The 18,649-nt window shown below is 60.1% G+C and carries 10 protein-coding genes; 9 read left to right on the plus strand and 1 reads right to left on the minus strand.

Annotated features, from left to right (window positions below):
* Positions 1-273 precede the first annotated feature (273 nt).
* Entirely contained in the window at positions 274-1,572 is a 1,299-nt protein-coding gene (locus X741_RS156135; RefSeq protein WP_023777393.1) for an epoxide hydrolase family protein, read from the minus strand.
* A 546-nt stretch (positions 1,573-2,118) separates the two neighbouring features.
* On the opposite strand from X741_RS156135, the gene X741_RS156130 reads away from it, so the two are divergent.
* The 9 genes from X741_RS156130 to X741_RS156090 all read left to right on the plus strand — a co-directional run bounded on the left by X741_RS156130 (position 2,119) and on the right by X741_RS156090 (position 18,626).
* On the plus strand, positions 2,119-3,663 hold the full coding sequence (locus X741_RS156130; protein ID WP_023777394.1) for an FAD-dependent oxidoreductase: 1,545 nt from the start codon (positions 2,119-2,121) through the stop codon (positions 3,661-3,663).
* Between the two features lie 393 nt (positions 3,664-4,056).
* A complete protein-coding gene (locus X741_RS156125) occupies positions 4,057-4,839 on the plus strand; it encodes an alpha/beta hydrolase (protein WP_023777395.1) in 783 nt (260 codons plus the stop codon).
* Between the two features lie 455 nt (positions 4,840-5,294).
* Positions 5,295-6,302, plus strand: coding sequence for a LacI family DNA-binding transcriptional regulator (locus tag X741_RS156120; RefSeq protein ID WP_023777396.1), 1,008 nt, complete (start codon positions 5,295-5,297; stop codon positions 6,300-6,302).
* A gap of 32 nt (positions 6,303-6,334) precedes the next feature.
* Positions 6,335-7,654 (plus strand): extracellular solute-binding protein, encoded by a 1,320-nt coding sequence (locus X741_RS156115; protein WP_013895494.1) that lies wholly within the window; start codon positions 6,335-6,337, stop codon positions 7,652-7,654.
* Between the two features lie 90 nt (positions 7,655-7,744).
* Positions 7,745-8,590 carry a sugar ABC transporter permease gene (locus X741_RS156110; protein ID WP_023777397.1) on the plus strand — a complete coding sequence of 282 codons (846 nt, stop codon included), beginning with the start codon at positions 7,745-7,747 and terminating at the stop codon, positions 8,588-8,590.
* On the plus strand, positions 8,587-9,420 hold the full coding sequence (locus tag X741_RS156105; protein ID WP_023777398.1) for a carbohydrate ABC transporter permease: 834 nt from the start codon (positions 8,587-8,589) through the stop codon (positions 9,418-9,420). The genes X741_RS156110 and X741_RS156105 overlap by 4 nt, the downstream gene beginning before the upstream one ends.
* A gap of 26 nt (positions 9,421-9,446) precedes the next feature.
* Entirely contained in the window at positions 9,447-11,555 is a 2,109-nt protein-coding gene (locus tag X741_RS156100) for an ADP-ribosylglycohydrolase family protein (RefSeq protein ID WP_023777399.1), read from the plus strand.
* A 28-nt stretch (positions 11,556-11,583) separates the two neighbouring features.
* Positions 11,584-12,663: a sn-glycerol-3-phosphate ABC transporter ATP-binding protein UgpC gene (ugpC, locus tag X741_RS156095; RefSeq protein ID WP_023777400.1), complete on the plus strand. Its 1,080-nt coding sequence runs from the start codon at positions 11,584-11,586 to the stop codon at positions 12,661-12,663.
* A gap of 473 nt (positions 12,664-13,136) precedes the next feature.
* Positions 13,137-18,626, plus strand: a complete 5,490-nt coding sequence (locus X741_RS156090; protein WP_245272685.1) for an ATP-binding sensor histidine kinase — start codon at positions 13,137-13,139, stop codon at positions 18,624-18,626.
* The last annotated feature ends 23 nt before the right edge of the window (positions 18,627-18,649 follow it).

Genomic DNA, 18,649 nt, shown 5'->3' on the forward strand with positions numbered 1-18,649 from the left:
GCCACCGATGCACGACAACGTGGATCAGCTCGGCGAAACTCAGCCCCCGCTTTACGACCCGTGATGCCAGGGCGCAGGGAGGTAGCTCATCATCCATGCAAGTCGTCGGCTGGCGATTGGCGTCGCTTGATCGGAGAGTGGACCAAGACCAGCCAGCAACGGCGAGCATACACACGTAAGGAGGCGCCGTGCTCGCCCCACCAAAGTGGAACGGCCACGGCGCCAAACGGCCCTGAAATTGGAGGACCGGAGCAGTTCTCTACACGGGCAGGATCAGGCGCTACGCAACGACCCGAATGCGGCCCGAAGCTCATTGGCGAAAACCTGCGGCTGTTCCCAAGCTGCGAAGTGACCACCTTTCGGGAGACGATTGTAGTAGATCAGCTTGGGATATGCCTTCTCGGTCCAACTCCGCGGCGCCGTGTAGATCTCGTCCGGAAACGCACTCACTGCGGTGGGGAGAGGCACGCCTTTTGGCGCGAAGAAGGCCAGCTTGCTTTCCCAGTAGAGGCGCGCCGATGAGACCGCGGTATTGGTCAGCCAGTAGAGCGCGATGTTGTCGACGACGTCTTCCTTGGACAGACCTTCGGACTTTCCGTCGAAGACGCGAGCGATCAGGTCGTAGCTGCGTGCATCGTGGTCGAGCATCCAGGCTGCCAGCCCAATAGGTGAATCGGCCAGGGCGTACAGCGTCTGCGGTCGGTTCGCCATCTCTTGCGCGTAGGCCAACCCATGCTTCCAAAAGAAGTCGAGTTGATCCCAAGCATAGCGTTCGTCGGCGGACAGATCGGAGGGCGCAGGGCCGCCCGTGGCGAGCGCGCTCGACACTTGATCCGGCAACGTGGCTGGCATGTTCGTGTGGATCCCGACAAGACCAGACGGCATCTGGAGGGCCATCTGCTCGGTAACGGCATTCCCCCAATCGCCACCCTGCGCTACATACCGCGTGTACCCGAGGCGGATCATCAGCTCGCCCCAGGCCCGCGCGATCCGGATCGGATCCCAGCCAGGCGCCGTCGGCTTTCCTGAAAACCCATGCCCCGGGAGCGAGGGGATCACCAGGTCGAAGGCGTCGGCAGCACTACCCCCATGGGCCGTCGGATCTGTCAGAGGACCGATGATCTTCAACTGCTCAATAATGGAGCCGGGCCATCCATGGGTTACGATGATCGGCAGCGCGTTCGCATGCTTCGAGCGAATGTGGATGAAGTGGATATCAAGCCCATCAATCTCAGTAACGAACTGCGGCAAACCGTTCAGATAAGTCTCGCATTTGCGCCAATCATATTCGGTCTCCCAGTAATGCGCGAGAGCCCGCATTGTCGCGAGCCGAACGCCCTGACTGGTATCTTTCACCGTCTCGCGCTCGGGCCAACGCGTGGCTTTGAGACGGTGCTTGAGGTCGACGAGATCCGCGTCTGCAACTTGGACGCGGAATGGACGAATGGCAGCAGTTCCGCCACTCGTCGAAATCGCTCCGGCGACACCCGGCGAGGTAACTAGTGCAATAGCCCCTGCGGCGGATGCCGCGAGAACTTCCCGACGGGTGGACATTGAAGATAATGATGACATCTGTACCTCCTCATAACCTGACCAAAGCTGCTCGCGTCGAGACAGCATCAGCCCATGAGGCCAGTAAGTACCGGTAGGCTCTATTGAACGTTGGTATCGCCGATACGTTGGTATGCTCCGGCGTCAAGCGGATCTCTCGGCAAGCCGAGGATCCGCCACGCTGATGCGGAGGCGCTCGCGGCAGGACAGCGCCAATGGCGGCGTACCCACGTCGTCGCCGGAACAAAGGTATCGGCGATACCTGGGTCCAATGGATTTTGCGGGGCAGCGCGGGTCTGATAGCCGCGAAATGATAATTCGGCGGTGACGTCGATTTTCCGAAATGGATTTATGTTGAGTAAAGAAATCAAAGCAGCGGCGCTGACTCGTTCCTGCCGGGCCGCTGGCCATGGACCGGCGGTCCAATGACCGCCGTAAAATCCGCAGTATGTTGGCCGGGACGGAGAAACAGGCGAGCCTGACTGTCCGCTCCGCCCGCCTGGCCAAGGGTTGGAGGCAGGCGATGTCGGAGACGATTTCAATATTGCATCGGCAAGGGAGAAGAAGATGGCTGACGATCATATCAAACCGAATGGACCGGATCTGGCCAACGGCATCGCCTTATCCGACCTTCCCGACGGCGGAAATCTCGTCGGCCATTCTGGCGGTGAACAGGTGTTGTTGGTACGCCGTGGGACTGAGGTCTTCGCCGTCGGGGCGAAATGCACCCACTACGGCGGGCCACTCGTTGATGGTCTGGTGGTTGAGAACACGGTTCGGTGCCCTTGGCATCACGCCTGTTTCGACTTGCGCACGGGCGAAGCCTTGCGCGCGCCTGCCTTCAATCCACTCACTTGCTGGTCGGTGGAGCTGCGCGATGATCGGATATTCGTAAGAGAGAAACAAAAACGGACGACACCGAAGCAGCGCGCAGGAGGCTCCAGCCAGGCTCCCGGGAAGATCGTCATTGTCGGCGGGGGCGCGGCCGGTTTTGCAGCAGCCGAAAAACTGCGACGCGAACACTACCAAGGCAGTATCGTCATGCTAAGCAACGACGACGCGCCGCCGGTTGATCGGCCTAATCTTTCCAAGGACTATCTGGCTGGCAAAGCGCCGGAAGATTGGGTTCCGCTTCGCGACGAAAGCTTTTACGCAAAGAACGATATCGACCTGCGTCTCAATGCGGAAGTCGCCAGCATCGATGCACGCTCTCGCGAGGTTGTACTCGCGGACGGGACCCGGACACCTTACGACAGGCTACTGCTTGCGACCGGAGCCGAGCCGGTTCACCTGGGCATAGCCGGCGCAGACCAGCCACACGTTCACACGCTCCGGTCGTTCGCAGATTGCAAGGCCATCATCGAGCACGCATCGAGCGCGCGCCGCGCTGTCGTGCTCGGCGCCAGTTTCATTGGCCTGGAAGTTGCCTCGGCCCTGCGCTCGCGCGGTATCGAAATTCATGTCGTGGCGCCGGATAAACGCCCCATGGAACGAATTCTTGGTTCGCAAATGGGCGACTTCATCCGCGCCCTCCACGAGGAGAATGGTGTCGTATTCCATCTCGAGGACACCGCGATCAGCATCGATGGCAAGAAGCTGAAACTCAACAGCGGAAATACGCTTGAGGCGGATTTCGTCGTCGCCGGCATCGGCGTGCGACCCCGGATCGGGCTCGCCGAAAAGGCCGGGCTCAACATCGATCGCGGTGTCGCAGTAAATGCTTTTCTGGAGACGAGCGCACCTGGGATCTTCGCGGCAGGCGACATTGCGCGGTGGCCAGATCCGCATAGTGGCGAGAATATTCGTGTCGAGCATTGGGTGGTGGCAGAGAGACAAGGGCAAACTGCAGCACTCAATATGCTCGGCCATCGCGAGAAATTCCTCGCAGTGCCGTTCTTTTGGAGTCAGCATTACGACGTCCCGATCAACTACGTAGGTCACGCCGAGCGATGGGACGAGATCGTAGTTGATGGAGACATTGGCGCAAAAGACTGCCTGCTGCGCTTCAAGCGCGCAGGCCGTACGGTGGCCGTTGCATCGATCTTCCGCGACATCGAGAGCCTCGAAGCTGAGGCGGCAATGGAGCGGCAATTGAGTGTTGGAAAGCCGTAGGGGTTTCGGGACGACCCACAGCGCTTTCAGTGCGCGAAGAATCGCCACAGAGATGAGGCGGCGAGCGTTGCCGTCCAAAATCCTAAACGAGAGAAGTCTCCTCGAACGCCGCAGCGCATTTTCGCCATTGGGTAGGAGAGATTTCTCGGACGCTGGCTAGCTCGGGGTCTTCACATCTCCTTAAGACCGCAGTCGGCAGTGGCACTGAAATTCAAGCCAGGTTCACGTGTTTCAATGTTGAGAACCAGGCACGGCAAAAGGGCTGCTACGCGAGTCCGATCCTGCCATCCAACTGAGCACACCAACACCAAGGTATCGGCGACACTTTGGTGCGATAGATTTGGCGCCGCTCAGCGGTTCTGATGGTGAGACATTTATCAGAAAGGTTGGGTCATGTGCAGCTTCGTCAATATTGGTGCGATCGTTGGGGCATTTAGTCTGGCCGGCGCCACTGCCGCCCTCGCCGGCGAGCCGAAGCCCACCATCGTCTTGGTCCACGGCGCATTCGCGGAGTCCGCCAGCTGGAACGGCGTGATCGCGGATCTGACGCAAGATGGATTCACAGTGATCGCGGCGGCCAATCCTTTGCGAAGCGTCTCTGGAGACGCGGCTCATGTCGCAAGCGTCGTTGGTTCGGTAAAGGGACCGGTCATTCTTGTGGGCCACTCTTACGCTGGGACGGTGATCTCCGATATGGCGGGCCAGTTACCCAACGTGAAGGCACTCGTCTATGTTGCTGCCTTTGAGCCCGACGTTGGTGAGAGCAGTCTCGAGCTGACTGACAAATTTCCGGGAAGCACGCTCGGGCCCACCCTTGCGCCCCCAGTCAATCTGGCAAACGGTGAGCAGGATTTGTACATCCAGCAGGACAAATTCCATGCGCAGTTCGCTGCCGACCTCCCCGAGGTGGACGCGCGGCTGATGGCTGCGGCGCAACGACCGGTGAATCAGGCCGCCCTGGCCGACCGCGCAGTTCGTGCGGCGTGGAAGACCCTGCCGTCCTGGTCGATTTACGGGGCTGCAGACCGCAACATTCCGCCGGTCGCGATGGCTTTCATGGCTGGCCGTGCCCATGCGCGGAAAACAGTGGTCGTCCCAGGCGCTTCCCATTTGGTTATGGTCTCCCACGCTCGGGAAGTGGCTGCTCTGATCGAGGATGCGGCGAACGCAAAATGATAACGCGCAACGGCGCCGGAATAAGCGGTCGAACTTGGACGAACCTACACTGCAGCATTCGCAACACTGAATAGGGGCGCGAGCCGGGTTGCTACGACAGCCCTCAATAGGCCCGAGTGGAGGCGGCGCTGAAGCTTCCCCGTACCGTCACGAGCCTGTTACTCGCTTCGTAAACCTTCGCTTCGCAGTGCGACAGGTCGGTCAAGAATCAAGCTATGCGTCCACTGGACAACGAATGTCTTTTTTCGTTGCCCACGAGGATCATTAAGCCCCGCACGTCGGAGCGAAATATAGGCCCGAAGACGCCGGCTCGAGGCTCTCGATAGCGCGATCAGCCCTCTCGGATGCATCGGCAAACCTCGGCGGTTGAACGCAAAACTTCGCCTTGACGCCCGATCCGATGCACTTTAATACGTATTAGGAGCTTATTGTTACGTATAAGGGACGAGTTTCACTTGCGTACGGGCCGGGCCACACAGAAAGACGTCGCACGGCTGGCCGGTGTGTCGCAGGCCAGCGTGTCGATGGTGATGAGCGGCGGCGGGTCTCCGGCGCTGTCGTCCGAGACCTGGCAGCGGATCACCAATGCGGCGGCGAAGCTCGGCTATACGCCCAATCGGTTCGCGCAGGCGCTCAAGACCAATCGCACCATGACCATCGCCTGCATCGTGCCCGACATCACCAACCCCTTCTATCCGGCATTGATGCGCGGCATCCAGTCGGTGGCCGAGGATCTCAACTATGACGTGATCGCGGTCAGCACCGATGGGTCGCCCGAGCGGGAGCGCCATTTTCTCGACTGGTCCAGGCAGGGGCGCGTGGACGGTGTGATAGGCGTGTTCTTCACGTTGCGCGCCGGCGACTTCAAGCCGCTGGTCGATGCGGGCGTGCCGGTGGTGCGCATCGAATCGAGCAAGAAACGCGGCGGCGATATCGCCATCGACGATATTTTTATCGACAGCTACGCCGCCGCCCTTGCGGTAACACAGTTTCTCATCGGCCGGGGCCATCGCCGCATCGCCATGGTCGCCGGCCGGGGCGGCCCCCAGGGCGTTCGGGTCGAAGGCTACCGCACCGCGCTCACCGAGGCCGGTGGCACGCCCCATATCGTGATCGACGAAGAATTCAGCGAAACCGGCGGAGCCCGGGCGGCCGAGACGGTGCTTGCCAGCGGCTATGCGCCGACGGCGATCTTCGCTGCCAACGATCTCATGGCCATCGGTGTGATGCAGGCGCTGCGCGAGCGCGGCATCGCTATTCCGGGGCATATCGCCGTCGCAGGCTTCGACGATATTTCAGCGGCACGACTGGTCACGCCGTCGCTCACCACGGTTTCCCAATTCCAGGGCGACATCGGCATCAAGGCCGCACAGATCCTGATGGAACGGCTGCGCGGCTCCACGCCCGGCGCCGGCACCGCGCTCGAGATGCCCTTCAGCTTGATCGAACGCGGCTCAACCTGAAACAAGAAACGAGAAAGATCGGAGGAGAAAACATGGAACGCCGTACATTGCTCAAGACCGGCCTCGGCCTCGCCGCCCTGCCGCTGCTGTCGCGCCTGGCCTTTGCAGACGACAAGAAGCCTATCGGTTTCTGGTACGAATCCGCCTCGCCGGAAAACCAGGACAATCTCAAGACCATTCTGATCGACCCATTCAATGCCGCACATCCACAGGATGATCTTTCGATCGACTTCCGCGGCTCCGACCTCGACAAGCAGTTGCGCATTGCGATGCTCTCGGGCAATGGCCCCGATGTCGTCTTCACCGCCGGACCGAGCTATGTCGCGTCGATGGCGCAGGCGGGGCAGTTGCTGCCGCTCGACGACTATGCCGCGAAGCTCGGCTGGGACGACCGGCTGCTGCCGCTGTTCATGGAACTGGGAAAATACGAAGGAAAGCTCTACGCGCTTGCCAAGACCTATGAGACGCTGGGCCTGTTCTACAACAAGACGCTGTTCGACAAGAACGGCTGGAAGGCGCCGACCACAATCGCCGAACTCGAGGCGCTCGCCGACGAGATGAAGGGCAAGGGCCTGGTCCCGTTCGGCTGCGGCAATGCGGACTGGCGGCCGGCCAACGAGCATCATGTCTCGATCGTGCTCAACTCGGTGGCCGGCCCCGACAATGTCTACAAGGCGCTGACCGGCGCCATTCCGTGGACCGACCCGTCCATTCAGGCGGCGATCGATAAGCTCGATGAGTGGTGGCAGAAGGGTTATTACGGCCCGAACTATTTTTCGCTGACGCTGGAGCAGGCATTCGCCCAGGTGGCGACCGGCCAGGCCGGGATGGCGCCGAGCGGCACCTGGAGTTTCACCAACATCCCGACCTATTTCCCGCCCAACAATGCCGAGCCGGCCTTCGTTGGTTTTCCGAGCACGAGCGGCCCGCCGGTCTATGCGCTCGGCATCGGCTCGACGCTCTCCATCAACGCGAAATCCGAAAATGCCGATGGAGCGGCGGCGGTGCTCGACACTATTTTCAGCGATAAATTCTACGGCGACATGAACTCGGTGTGGCAAGGCGAGTGGAACCTGCCGCTGAAGGATCTGTCGGGAGTGAAGCTTTCCGACAAGGTGTTGCCGCTCTACACCGAAACGATGAAGAACCTGTCGTCGGCCGTCGGCGCCGGCCAGTACGGCTACACGACATGGACCTTCCTGCCGCCCGCCACCGACACCTATCTGGTCAGCGGCATGGAGGAAGTCTGGCTGAAGAAGATCAGCTCGAAGGACTACCTCAAGAAGCTCGACGACGCCTTCCAGCAGGAAAAGGCGGCCGGCAAGGTGCCGGCGGTCCCGAAGCGGGCTTGAGGCCGGCACCGGTATCAGCCACGAACCATCCGAACCAGCGAAGGAGCGGCGCCTGACAGGGCGCCCTCTGAAAACCCAGGGCAATTGTCCATGCACCGGCTCTATCTCGTCCCGACGCTGATCATCAATTTCGTCATCGTGCTGGTTCCGGCATTGCTGACGGTCGTCCTGGCGTTCTGCAACTGGGACGGAATTTCGACGCCGACCTTTTCCGGGCTGGACAATTTCCGGGCATTGTTTGCCGACGGCGTCTTCTGGTCGGCGCTGACCAACAATATCATCTGGACCGCCATCTTCCTTGTCGTGCCGATCGCCATGGGACTGCTGGCGGCCTCGATGCTGCTGATCGTCAGGCGCGGCAGCAATTTCTTCCAGGTCGTCTATTTCCTGCCCGTCGTCATCGCCACGGTCATCACCGCGCGCGTCTGGCAAGGCATGATCTACAGCCCCGTCACCGGTGTGTTCGGCATGCTGGCGCGCATGGGCTTGCCCGTGGCCAATCCGCTGGCGCAACCATCGACGGCATTGTTCGGCGTGGCGACTGTCGACCTCTGGCACTGGTGGGGATTTCTGTGCGTCATCTTCTTCGCGGCCCTTCGGCAGGTGCCGCAGGAGCAGATCGAGGCGGCGCGCATCGAGGGCGCCAGCTACGCGCAGATGATGCGCTACGTGCTTTTGCCGGCGATCCGGCCGACCATCATGCTGATGATGATCATGACGGTGATCTGGAGCTTCCTCGCCTTCGACTTCGTCTACATCCTGACCCAGGGGGGGCCGGCGTTTTCCAGCGAGGTGCTGTCGACGCTGGCCTATCGCCACGCCTTCTACGATCTCAATGTCGGCGAAGCGGCGGCAGCGGCGCTGGTGATCAGCCTGTTCGGCCTCGTCGGCACGTTCTTCTATGTGCGCCTGCAGACGCAGGAGGGCGAGCAATGAGAATGGTCGAAAGCCGGGCCACGCTCACCATCTCCTACATCGTGCTCGGCATCGGCGCCTTCATCGCGCTGTTTCCGAATGCGCTTTTGGTGCTCAATTCGCTGAAGCCGGCGGCGCAGATCGTGCAGAGCCCTCTGTCACTGCCGAACCCGATCCGTTGGGAGAATTTCGTCAACGCCTGGACCCACGCCAAGTTTTCGAAGACCTTCGTCAATTCGCTGCTGCTTTCGGGAACGACGATCGTCCTCGTCTGCTCGACATCCTCGCTGTCGGCCTACGTGCTGGCGCGCAGGAAAATCGCCTCGTGGAAGATCTGGACGTTCTATCTGCTGGCGACGACCACGGCGCCGATCCAGCTCTACATCTTCCCGCTCTATTTCGGCTTCGCCAAGCTTGGGCTGATCAACAACGTGTTCGGCGTCGCGCTGATCTACACCGCCCTCTACAGCCCGTTCGCGGTGATGCTGCTGAGGACGTATTTCATCGCCGTGCCGAAGGAACTCGAGGAGGCCGCGCTGATCGACGGCGCCACCCACTGGCAGGTCTTTTCCAAGGTCATGCTGCCCATCGTGTCACCCGGCATCCTGACGGTCGCGCTGATCATCGGGCTCAATTCCTGGAACGAATTCCTGATCGCGACCACGTTCCTGCAGAAGGCGGACAAGGTCACCGCGGTGATCGGCTTCTACCTGCTCAGCGGCCAATACAGTTCCGATTGGGGTGAGATCATGGCCGCCGCGCTGATCATCGTGGTGCCGGTGGTGGTGCTGTTCGTCGCCATGCAGAAGCGGTTCATCGAAGGCATGGCGGGCGGCTCGGTCAAGGGCTGAACTTTTTCGATCATCTGGAGCAGAACATGCAGTTGCCAAACGACTATCTGGAACGGGTCTATGCCGGCGTGCTCGGCAAGCTGGTGGGTGTCTATCTCGGCCGGCCGTTCGAGGGCTGGACCTACCAGAAGATCATGAAGGAGCTCGGGCCGATCGACTATTACGTGCACGAGCGCCTGAACCAGCCGCTGGTGGTGACCGATGACGATGTCGCCGGCACCTTCACCTTCATCCGTGCACTCGAGGATTACGGCATCTCGCCAGATCTGCCGGCCGAGGCCATCGGCAAGGCCTGGCTGAACTATATCGTCGAGGAGCGTTCGATCCTGTGGTGGGGCGGCAGCGGCAACTCGACCGAGCATACCGCCTGGCTCAATCTCAAAAAAGGCATACCGGCCCCGCATTCGGGGTCAATCGCCACCAATGGTGCGACCGTCGCCGAGCAGATCGGCGCGCAGATCTTCATCGACGGCTGGGCCATGGTGGCGCCGGGGCAGCCGCTTCTGGCGGCAAAACTTGCCGAACAGGCCGGCAGGGTCTCGCATGACGGCGAATCCGTCTACGCGGCGATGCTGTGGGCGGCCATGGAAGCTGAGGCCTTCGTGTCCAGCGACATCGACCACCTCATCGACACCGGCCTGTCGGTGATCCCGCGCGACAGCCTGATCGCCAAGCTCATCGCCGATATCAGAGGCTGGGTGAAACAGCATCCGGACTGGCACGACACGCGCCAGAAGATCGAGGACAAATATGGCTACGACAAATATCCCGGCAATTGCCATGTCGTGCCCAACCACGCGCTGATGGTGATGGCCGTGCTTTATGCTCCTGACGATTTCCAGAAGGCGCAGATGATCGTCAACACTTCCGGTTGGGATACCGATTGCAATGCCGGCAATGTCGGCTGCCTACTGGCGCTGATGCTCGGCCTCGACGGCATCGAGGCCGGCCCGGACTGGCGGGGGCCGATCGCCGACCGCCTGCTGATCTCGTCGGCTGATGGCGGCAACTCGATCAACGACGCGGTGCGCACCGCCTATTACATCGCCAATCTCGGCATGACGCTTGCCGGCGGCACTCCGCTCGATGCACCCAAGGACGGCGCACAGTTCCATTTCTCGCTGTCCGGCAGCCAGCAGGGTTTTCGGCCCGTCGAAGGTCATGGTTCGGCGATCGGCGTTCGCGTCGGCAATGTCGAGTTCGAGAATGCCCGTGCGCTGACCATAAACTACGAGGCACTGGCGCCTGGGCTGAGCGCCGCGGTGACGACGCCGACATTCTCGCCGCGCGAGGTGCTGTCGATGCGCACCTACGATTTGATGGCGACGCCGCTGGTCTATCCCGGGCAAGTGGTCAAGGCGCGCGTCGTCGCCGATCGCCACAACAAGGGCGCGGTGTCGGTGCGGCTGCGCATCCGCGCCTTTGATGGCGAGGATCGTCTGCGCGACATCGATGGCGATGCGGTCACCCTGAAGGCGGGCGAAGAGCGCGTCCTGTCTTGGCGCCTGCCGGATCTGGACGGCCAGCCGATCGCCGAGATCGGCATCGTGCTCGCCAGCGACGGCAGGCGCGCCGATGGCAGCGTGCTGCTCGACTACCTCAGGTGGGACGGAGCGCCGGAACTCACGCTGCACCGCCCCGCCGGCGACTGCGATTTCTGGCGCATGGCCTGGGTAAATGGCGTCAGTTTCTTTTCCAAGCGCTATCCGCCGAGCTTCCGCGTTTCGCAAAGCCGCGACGAAGGGATCGTCATTCACGGCACGCGGCAATGGACCGACTACAAAGTTTCGGGCGACATCGTCATTCATCTCGGCAATTACGGCGGCGTCTGCGCGCGCGTTCAGGGCCTGCGGCGCTACTACGCCGTGCGCGCCACCCGCGACGGCAAGCTGCAGATCGTGCGCACACGGGATGCCGACACGGTCGTGCTGGCGGAGACGACTTACGACTTCGTCTTCGAACAGAGGATCCCGGTGGCGCTGACCGTCAAGGGCAGCCGAATCAAAGCGTTGTTCGGTGGTGTGGCGATCGAGGCTGATGACACCAGCGCCGAGGCGTTTGCCAACGGTGGCATCGGACTGCTGATTGCCGAAGGCGCGCTGTCCACCGATGAATTGCATGTGAGCGGCGCCTGAGCGTCCCACGATCACAGGGAAGACCTCGATGGCTTCAGTCGAAATCGACAATGTCCTGAAATCCTACGCCGGGCACGCCGTGCTGCACGGCGTCTCGGTCAAGATACCGGACGGCCAGTTTGTGGTGCTGGTGGGCCCCTCGGGCTGCGGCAAGTCTACATTGCTGCGCATGATCGCCGGACTGGAGGACATTTCGGGCGGAACGATCAGCATCGGCGGCAAGGTGGTCAACAATCTGCCGCCGAAGCAACGCGACATCTCCATGGTGTTCCAGAATTATGCGCTCTACCCGCACATGACAGTTGCCGAGAACATGGCGTTCTCGATGACGCTTGCCAAGGCGCCCAAGGCCGAGAAGGACGAGCGGGTCGCGAAGGCGGCGGAAATCCTCGGCCTGACGCCGCTGCTCGATCGCTACCCGCGCCAGCTGTCAGGCGGCCAGCGGCAGCGCGTCGCCATGGGCCGCTCCATCGTGCGCAACCCGCAGGTCTTCCTGTTCGACGAGCCGCTGTCGAACCTGGACGCCAAACTGCGCGTGGCCATGCGCGCCGAGATCAAGGCGTTGCACCAGCGCCTGCGCACCACCACCGTCTACGTAACGCACGACCAGATCGAAGCCATGACAATGGCCGACCAGATCGTCGTGTTGAACAACGGACGGGTGGAGCAGATCGGCACGCCGCTCGATCTCTACGATCATCCGGTGAACATGTTCGTCGCGACATTCATCGGCTCGCCGTCGATGAACATCATCAGCGGCGTGGTCGCACGCGACAACGGCGCGCCAGTGGTGCGAACAGCTGACGGAACGCCACTGCCGGTCGGTTCAGCCTTTAGCGCGCCAGACGGAAAGCCGGTCCAATACGGGTTCCGGCCAGAGCATTTGAGCGTCTGTGCACCGGGCAAGGGAACCGCCGCGTTGGTTGGCGTGGTTGAGCCGATGGGTTCGGAGACCCAGGTTCATCTGACAATCGGCGGCGAACCAGCGGTCGCCGTGTTTCGCGACAGAATCGGCGCCCGTCCCGGGGAAACCCTCTTCGTCGCTCCCGACATCGCCAAGTTGAACCTGTTCGACGCCGAGACCGGTCAAGCTTTGGATCGATGGTAACGAGATCTCGCCTGGCCAGATGCATTGTCTCGAGATCAAAAGAGCGTGTCGCGACTGATCGGCCTCACATCACGCAGTTTTGAAGAGTTTCGAGTAAGCCATTTCGCCATGCGCCCCTGTGGCGAACCAGTTGTGTGGCGCGGTCCTTCCTGTGCAAGACTCATCGTCGAGAATGACGAATTGCCGGGGCGACGGTTCGGGAGCGAGCTGCGCCGTGCCGAGTTGCGGGATCAGAACGGTTCGCTTCATCAATGCGCCGGACTTCTGACACGAGGAACTCCAGGACAAAAGACTCTTTGTGGAGAGTGGCGTTTTGTCCGGCAAGGCTAGGATCGGGCCGCAGCGCATTCGCAGCAAACCAATAAAGATTGGACGCTCCGGCAGATTGACAGTAGGGTCGTGCTCGACTTCGGATTTCGCGGGCCAATCTCTTTCTGTGACAAGGGCTCATTCTCCTAGCAACAAGAAGCTTGATGGCCGAGGATTCCGAGTACGCCTTGGAGGTGCTTCGCGAAGGGCCGGAGTTCACGCTCTACCGCGGCAAAGAGCTCGGCAACCAGACACCGATTCTAGCGGTGTCGGTCGCTGCTGAGCAGCCGTCACTTCAGAGTATCCGGCGGCTCGAACACGAATACGCGCTGGCGAGCGGACTTGATGCAGCATGGGCGGCCCGGCCCCTCGCCATGGCTCGCCACCGAGGACGAATGCTCCTCATCCTTGAGGATTCAGGAGGTGAACCCTTAGATCAAGCAATAGAGCAGCACAAAGAACTCCCCATCGATTTATCCCGCTTCCTGCGTATTGCCATTGGTTTGGCAGTGGCGCTCGGCCAAGTCCATAAACAAGGGCTCATCCATAAGGACATCAAGCCGGCGAACGCACTTGTAGACGAGCGCGGTCGCGTTTGGCTTACCGGCTTTGGGGTTGCGTCTCGGCTTCCGCGGGAGCGTCAGCAGCTTGAAGCGCCCCAATTCATCGCTGGATCGCTTCCGTACATGGCTCCCGAACAGACGGGGCGTATGAACCGGTCTATCGATTCCCGGAGCGATCTCTATTCTCTTGGTGTCACGCTGTACGAAATTTTGACCAGCCGGCTCCCGTTCACCGCTTCTGATCCGATGGAATGGGTGCACTGCCATATTGCGAGGCGTGCTGTGTCGCCCACTGAGAGGATAAGCGAAATTCCTCAGGTGCTCTCGTCAATCGTGATGAAGCTTCTCCTGAAGACGGCCGAGGAGCGCTATCAGACCGCAGGGGGGGTCGAGGTCGACCTGCGTCGGTGCCTGGTGGAATGGCAGCTACATGGTCGCATCGAACCATTCCCGCTAGCCATCCACGACACATCGGGCCAGCTGATGATCCCGGAGCAGCTCTATGGGCGCGAAACCGAGATCGACTCTCTGCTCGCGTCGTTCGATCGGGTAGTGGTCGAAGGCACCTCCGAGCTAGTATTGATATCCGGCTATTCCGGTGTCGGCAAATCCTCGGTGGTGAACGAGTTACACAAGGTCCTCGTTCCATCGCGGGGACTTTTCGCTGCAGGCAAGTTCGACCAGTACAAGCGCGATAGCCCATACTCAACCCTGGCACAGGCCTTCCAGACCCTGGTCCGTCAGATTCTCGTCAAGAGCGAAGGGGAAGTGGATCGGTGGCGGCGTATCTTGTCAGATGCGGTCGGTGTGCACGGACAGCTGATCGTCAACCTCGTTCCCGAACTGGAGTTCATCATCGGGAAACAACCGCCCGTTTCCGACCTGCCATCCCAAGAGGCACAAAACCGATTTAAGGCTGTGTTCCGTCGCTTCCTTGGCGCGTTTGCCACGCCGGAGCACCCACTCGTGCTGTTCCTAGATGATCTGCAATGGCTGGACGCAGCCACACTCGACCTCATCGGGCACCTGATCACGCATTCGGAAGTGCGCCACCTTCTGCTGGTTGGCGCCTATCGAGACGACGAGGTCGGTCCCGCTCACCTGCTTTTGCATACGCTGGATACGATCAAAAAAACGGATGCGAGGATCGGTGAGATAAAGCTGGGTCCCCTCCGGTCCAACGAGATCGGCCAGCTTACCGCGAGTGCAATCCGCTGTGACATCCAGCGGGCGCGGCCTTTGTCGCAGCTGGTTCAGGAGAAGACCGGGGGAAACCCATTCTTTGCAATCCAATTTTTGACGGAATTGGCCGACGAGGCATTGCTCACATTTGATCCTGTTGCGCAAGCTTGGCATTGGGAAATCGATCGCATACACGCCAAGGGCTATACCGATAATGTGGTGGATCTCATGGTGGAGAAGCTGAAGCGGCTTTCTCCCCCGACCCAAGACGTGTTGAAACAACTCGCCTGTCTTGGCCACGCCACCGACGTCGCCATCCTGACTCTGGTTCAGAAAGAGACAGAGGAAGCAATGCACGAGACGCTCCGGGAAGCCGTCTATGCTGGTCTCATCGATCAGCAGGATGGCGCGTACAGGTTTCTGCATGATCGAATTCAACAGGCGGTTTATTCGCTTATCCCCGACGAGCATCGAGTTGACGCTCACCTGCTCGTGGGCCGCACGCTTCTAGCGAACATGACTGATGACCAGCTCGTCGAGCACCTGTTCGATGTCGCCGGCCAGCTCAATCGGGGCGCTGGACAACTGATTGAACCTCGGGAGAAATTCCAGTTGGCGACGCTCAACCTGCGCGCAGGGAGAAAGGCCAAAGCGTCCGCTGCCTACGTGTCCGCATCCGTGTATCTAGCGGCCGGCATGGCTATGCTCGACAAAACAAGCTGGAACAACCAATACGAACTGACATTCGGCCTCTGGTTAGAACGTGCGGAATGCGAATTCTTGAGCGGCAACTTCGAAGAAGCCGAGCAATTGATAATTGATTTGCTGCAACGCGCGGCGTCGAAAGTCGACCTGGCGACTACCTATCGTCTGAAAGTCCTGCTCCACACTCTGAAATCGGAAAACGCCCAAGCCGTCGACAGCGCACTCTCATGCCTGCGCCTGTTCGGCATTGACATCTCGGCGCACCCGACTGAGGCGCAAGTCCAGGCCGAATACGAAACGGTCTGGCAAACTCTTGGCGGACAGCCGATCGAAAACTTGATCGATCTGCCAATGATGACGGATCCAGAAATGCTGGCCGCGATGGATGTGCTGTCAGTGCTCCTCTCCCCTGCTAATCATACCGACTTCCATTTGTGGTCGCTGCTCGCGTGCCGGATTGCGAAGATGACAATGCAGCACGGAACCTGCGGCGCATCGGCCCATGGCTATGCCGATCTCGGCCAAATCCTCGGACCGGTATTTCGCCGTTACAGAGACGGTTATCGATTCGCCGAGCTCGCCTGCGATGTTGTCGATAAGCAAGGTTTCGTCGCGTACCGCGGGAAGGCCTATCATGCGAAAGGCGTTGTCGCCGTCTGGACCCAACCGATCGCAACCTCGATAGATTTTCTGCAAACGGCCTTTCGCATAGCAACTGAAACCGGTGATCTGACTGTCGCCTGCTACTGCATGGACAAGTCGATAACGAATTTTCTGGCGCGGAACGATCCGCTGGAGGCAGTGTGGCGGGAGTCGGAAAGGGGCCTGGACCTTGTCCGGAAAGCTCGGTTTCATGACGTCGCTACCGTGATCGAGGCCCAGCAACGCTTCGTTGCGACCATGCAGGGCCGAACCTTAACTTTCTCTACCTTCAGCGATGCGCAATTTGACGAAGTGGATTTCGAAGCGCAAATCACCGCAGATGGGACGGCCACGGCGGCCTGCCTGTACTGGATCTTGAAGTTACAAGCCCGGTTCTTGTCAGGCGATTACGTCGAGGCGCTCGCATCAGCCGAGACGGCGAAAGAATTGTTGTGGGCTGCACCGGTCCATTTCCAGCGACTCGATTATATTTACTATACCGCGCTGACCTTGACCACGCTCTATGAAAACGCTTCGGTCGGCGAGAAGGGAGCATGGAATGATCTGCTGGCGCTGCACCTGGAGCAACTTAGAGAGTGGGCCGAAAACTACCCACCGACCTTCGGCGACAAACACGCACTCGTAGCTGCAGAGATCGCCCGTATCGAAGGACGCGACGCTGACGCCATGCGGCTCTACGAGGAGGCAATTTCCTCTGCTCACGATCAAGGGTTCGTACAGACCGAAGGCTTGGCCTATGAGTTGGCCGCGAGGTTTTACAATGCGCGCGGCTCACAGATTTCCGCCATCGCCCATCTGCGTCATGCTCGGCGGTGTTATCTCCGCTGGGGCGCCGAGGGCAAGGCGCGGCAGTTAGACCGGCTTTATCCGCACCTGGCCCCTTCGGAAGCGCAAGGTCGTGACGTGGCCACCGGCTCCCGGGTTCAACATCTGGACGCAGAGAGTGTCATAATAGCCTCTCAGGCTTTGTCTGGCGAGATCGAGTTGCCCAAGTTGATCAAGCGGCTGATGAGAACCTTGATCGAGAACGCGGGCGCGGATCGTGGGCTTCTTATTCTGCCCTCAGGCGGTGAATATTTGATCCATGCGGAAGCGCGGGCCGCCGGAAATCAGATCGAAGTCGCGCTCCATCAAGAGCCGATCACCCCAATCACGTGTCCAGAATCCCTCGTCCGCTACGTCATCCGTACACAGGAAAGCGTCATTCTCGACGATGCCTCGAAACCTAACCTGTTCTCCGTGGACGACTATCTGAGCCATCGACAATCGAAGTCAATCCTGTGCGTTCCGCTGATCAAACAGGGAGAGTTGACCGGAATTCTGCTCCTGGAAAACGCGCTGACGTCACACGCGTTCACGCCGGCGCGAATCGCGGTGCTGGAACTGCTGGCGGCGCAAGCAGCGATCTCGCTCGAGAACACACGCTTGTACAGCGATCTCCAAGAACGGGAGGCGAAGGTTCGACGCCTTGTCGACTCCAATATCATCGGAATATGTATTTTCGATCTAGATGGTCGCATTACGGAAGCCAACGAGGCCTTTCTCCAAATCGTGGGATATGGCCGCGACGATGTTACTTCGGGCTCGTTGCGCTGGAACTCCTTGACCCCCTCCGAATGGAGCGGGGCCGACGAACGAGCATTCGCGGACATGGCTTCCAGTGGAACCTGCAGACCGTATGAGAAGGATCTTCTTCGGAAAAATAACGATCTCGTGCCCGTACTTGTGGGTGGAGCGACCTTCGACGAACTGCGACATCAGGGCGTGGCCTTCGTTGTGGACCTGACGGAGCGAAAACGCGCCGAGGCAGAGCTGGCGCACGCCAACCGCGTAGCGACAATGGGTCAACTGGCAGCCTCCATTGTCCACGAAGTCAATCAACCTATCGCTGCCACGCTTACGAATGCTGGAACCGCGATGCGCTTTCTCGCTCGTCAGCCGCCAGATTTGGAAGGGGCGAAGCACGCCATTGACCGCATCATCAGAGACGGTAAGAGGACCGCCGATATTGTGAGCCGGATTCGTGACTTTTCCAAAAATGCGCCGGCTCGGAAGGAAAATTTGGAAATCAACGAAACAATTTTGGAAATTTCGGCTCTAGCCCGTCTTCCAATGTCAGAGAGGGCCGTCGTAGCGAAGATGCAACTGGCAGAAGGGTTGCCACGCATTTTAGGGGACAGAGTCCAATTACAACAGGTGATCCTGAATTTGATTATGAACGCCATCGAAGCCATGAGCGAGGGTGGGCAGCCACTGCGCGAATTGTCGATCAGCACCAGCAAGGCTGACTCGGACGCCGTGCTTGTCGCGGTAAGTGATACGGGTCCGGGCCTGTCTCAGTCCAATCCCGACAGCATCTTCGAGGCCTTCTACACGACCAAGTCCAGTGGGTTGGGGATGGGATTGCCGATCTGTCGCTCGATCGTGGAGGCGCATGGCGGCAGGATATGGGCAACGCCGAACAAACCTCATGGCGCAGTGTTTTCCGTTTTGCTGCCAATCGGCGAAAAATCACTAGAGAACCCACCTGACTCTGGCTGAGTTCCCCCCCATCGTTGCGCAGT

The organism is Mesorhizobium sp. LNHC221B00, from assembly GCF_000502935.1.
GTDB lineage: Bacteria > Pseudomonadota > Alphaproteobacteria > Rhizobiales > Rhizobiaceae > Mesorhizobium > Mesorhizobium opportunistum.

What these genes read in the sequence shown, in the direction of transcription:
- X741_RS156135 (WP_023777393.1), bottom strand. Translation starts at nt 1,572, where the DNA reads ATGTCATCATTATCTTCAATGTCCACCCGTCGGGAAGTTCTCGCGGCA.
- X741_RS156130 (WP_023777394.1), top strand. Translation starts at nt 2,119, where the DNA reads ATGGCTGACGATCATATCAAACCGAATGGACCGGATCTGGCCAACGGC.
- X741_RS156125 (WP_023777395.1), top strand. Translation starts at nt 4,057, where the DNA reads ATGTGCAGCTTCGTCAATATTGGTGCGATCGTTGGGGCATTTAGTCTG.
- X741_RS156115 (WP_013895494.1), top strand. Translation starts at nt 6,335, where the DNA reads ATGGAACGCCGTACATTGCTCAAGACCGGCCTCGGCCTCGCCGCCCTG.
- X741_RS156110 (WP_023777397.1), top strand. Translation starts at nt 7,745, where the DNA reads ATGCACCGGCTCTATCTCGTCCCGACGCTGATCATCAATTTCGTCATC.
- X741_RS156105 (WP_023777398.1), top strand. Translation starts at nt 8,587, where the DNA reads ATGAGAATGGTCGAAAGCCGGGCCACGCTCACCATCTCCTACATCGTG.
- X741_RS156100 (WP_023777399.1), top strand. Translation starts at nt 9,447, where the DNA reads ATGCAGTTGCCAAACGACTATCTGGAACGGGTCTATGCCGGCGTGCTC.
- ugpC (WP_023777400.1), top strand. Translation starts at nt 11,584, where the DNA reads ATGGCTTCAGTCGAAATCGACAATGTCCTGAAATCCTACGCCGGGCAC.
- X741_RS156090 (WP_245272685.1), top strand. Translation starts at nt 13,137, where the DNA reads ATGGCCGAGGATTCCGAGTACGCCTTGGAGGTGCTTCGCGAAGGGCCG.